This window comes from Endozoicomonas sp. SESOKO3 (genome assembly GCF_024606255.1).
In genome coordinates this window covers 1-1,949 of sequence record NZ_JAHHPR010000775.1, presented here as the reverse complement: position 1 = coordinate 1,949, position 1,949 = coordinate 1, and the positions used below count along the sequence as shown (strand labels likewise).

At 52.1% G+C, this 1,949-nt stretch carries 3 protein-coding genes; all 3 read left to right on the top strand.

Going from position 1 to position 1,949, the window contains the following annotated elements:
- Positions 1-24 precede the first annotated feature (24 nt).
- On the top strand, positions 25-510 hold the full coding sequence (purE, locus tag KDK18_RS13660; RefSeq protein WP_257255483.1) for a 5-(carboxyamino)imidazole ribonucleotide mutase: 486 nt from the start codon (positions 25-27) through the stop codon (positions 508-510).
- Between the two features lie 4 nt (positions 511-514).
- Positions 515-1,654, top strand: a complete 1,140-nt coding sequence (locus tag KDK18_RS13655) for a 5-(carboxyamino)imidazole ribonucleotide synthase (protein ID WP_257255482.1) — start codon at positions 515-517, stop codon at positions 1,652-1,654.
- A gap of 77 nt (positions 1,655-1,731) precedes the next feature.
- Positions 1,732-1,949: L-threonylcarbamoyladenylate synthase (locus tag KDK18_RS13650; RefSeq protein WP_257255481.1), on the top strand; the 218-nt coding region annotated here is incomplete at its 3' end.

Genomic DNA, 1,949 nt, shown 5'->3' with positions numbered 1-1,949 from the left:
TTACACGGCTTACAGGAGTTTGAGATGGAAGTCGGCATTATCATGGGGTCCAGGTCAGACTGGCCAACGATGAAACTGGCAGCGGACATGCTGGACCGGTTTGGAGTCCGTTATGAAACCAGAGTGGTTTCAGCGCACCGGACTCCCCAGCTGTTGGCTGACTATGCCACAGGCGCTAAAGAGCGGGGCCTCAAAGTCATCATTGCAGGCGCAGGCGGCGCGGCTCACCTGCCCGGCATGGCAGCCGCTTTCACTAGCCTGCCTGTTCTGGGAGTCCCCGTTCAGTCCAAAGCACTGAAAGGTATAGATTCATTACTGTCTATCGCACAGATGCCCAAGGGGATTGCCGTAGGAACTTTGGCCATTGGCGAGGCAGGTGCCGCCAATGCGGGTATTCTGGCTGCTCAAATCATTGGTACGCACAATGAAGCGGTCATGGCTAAGATAGAAGCTTTCCGTAAAGAACAAACGGACACGGTTCTGGCTAATCCCAATCCGGCTGAGGATTAATCTGATGCATGTTTTAGTGCTGGGGGCAGGCCAGCTGGCGCGAATGATGTCATTGGCTGGCGCACCGCTGAACATTCAAATAAGTGCTTATGATGTCAACAGCGAAACAGTGGTTCACCCGCTGACTCAAATGACCACCGGTAATGACTTGGCATCCGCTATCAGACAGGCTGATGTCATTACCGCAGAATTTGAACACATTCCCCTCGATATTCTGGCTGTCTGTGAGAAAAGCGGCAAATTTCTGCCTTCTACAGAAGCCATCAAGGCAGGTGGCGACCGGCGTATCGAGAAAAAAAGACTGGACGATGCCGGTGTTAAAAATGCCCGATACTTTGTCATTCAGACTTATGAAGACTTCCACAAAGCGATTGAGCATGTGGGTGTGCCTATGGTTCTCAAGAGTGCTTTGGGCGGCTACGACGGTAAAGGGCAGTGGCGGTTAAAAGAGCTTGATCAGGCTGATACCATCTGGGCAGAAATGGCCGAATGCATTGCAGCTACTGATCATCAGGCGATTGTTGCTGAAGAGTTTGTCCCCTTTGTTCGTGAAGTCTCACTGGTCGGTGCCCGAAGTGCAAACGGAACGGTTGCTGTCTACCCTCTGGCCGAGAATGTTCATACCAACGGAGTACTGAGTCTTTCTACAGCCATCACTGATCAGGCATTGCAGGAACAGGCAAAGCAGATGTTCACTGCTGTCGCTGAGAGTCTTGGCTATGTCGGAGTGCTGGCACTGGAGTTTTTTGATGTGAGTGGTTCCCTGCTGGTCAATGAAATCGCGCCAAGAGTGCACAACTCCGGGCACTGGACTCAGCAAGGTTCTGAAACCTGTCAGTTCGAAAACCATCTTCGCGCTATCTGTGCAATGCCTCTGGGCAGCACCCGACTGATCCGAGAAACCACCATGATCAACATATTGGGTGAAGACAGGCTTCCTGAAGCGGTGATGGCAGTGGCAGGCGTTCATGTACATTGGTACGGCAAAGTAAAACGTTCTGGCCGTAAGATGGGCCACATCAATGTTTGTGGTGATAGCTCTGGCAGTGTGCAAAACAAACTCTCTGATCTCGCGCAATGGCTCGATCAGGCAGCCTATCCTGCGCTGCATGAATTTGTCCGGAAGTCATCGACACAAGCTTGAGTCAATCCTGATCAGCTAGCAGCGTTTACACAGCCTTGCTAAACTCTGCTACTCGCTGATCAAGTTGATAAAACGCTATGTCTAAAATTCAGGCTGTTATCGAACAGGGCGGCGTCATAGCCTACCCTACGGAGGCGGTCTGGGGGCTCGGGTGTGACCCCTGGAATCGGGAAGCTGTCTACAAAGTGCTGGCCATCAAGCATCGCCCTGTTGAAAAAGGGTTGATACTGGTCGCCTCCTCTCAACAGCAGTTTGCCCCCCTGCTTTCTAACCTGACTGAAGCGCAGCCTGAAAC